The sequence below is a fragment of the Corynebacterium sp. HMSC062A03 genome, from assembly GCF_001811145.1.
Lineage (GTDB): Bacteria > Actinomycetota > Actinomycetes > Mycobacteriales > Mycobacteriaceae > Corynebacterium > Corynebacterium aurimucosum.
The window spans coordinates 1-405 of record NZ_KV803672.1 but is presented as its reverse complement, the minus strand read 5'-3'; the positions used below and the strand labels follow the sequence as shown (position 1 = coordinate 405).

The following is a 405-nucleotide window of genomic DNA, read 5'->3' as shown; positions in this document are numbered from 1 at the left end:
CCATGCGCCCTAAATAACGAACACACAACCAACAAGGCAACCACCACAAAAGCAGCAGAAGACAATGCTGGTGTGAACACACAAAACACAAAAGAACAAAGAAATCACACAAACCACAACCCACCACCAACACACGCACAAAGCACGTATCAGCAGCAAGCACATGGTTTAATGCTCGCGTCCACTATACAGTTCTCACACAACACCCCACACCAGCCCAACAACCAGAACATTAAGCACTCCGACCATCAAGCTCATGTGGGTTAAACAACCAGGGAACAATGCCCCAGACACCCAACAATGCACCACGTACTATTAAATAATGTTAGTCAACCATTCTGGTTAAGATGTATCTCCACCCGATTAAACAAACGGTGGCAGCAAAACAATCGTTCACTCAACCAC

1 protein-coding gene is annotated in these 405 nt (G+C 45.9%); it reads left to right on the top strand.

Annotated features, from left to right (window positions below; genetic code table 11):
* On the top strand, positions 1-267 hold a 267-nt coding region (locus tag HMPREF2781_RS12615), incomplete at its 5' end, for a hypothetical protein (protein ID WP_210386012.1).
* Positions 268-405: the final 138 nt, after the last annotated feature.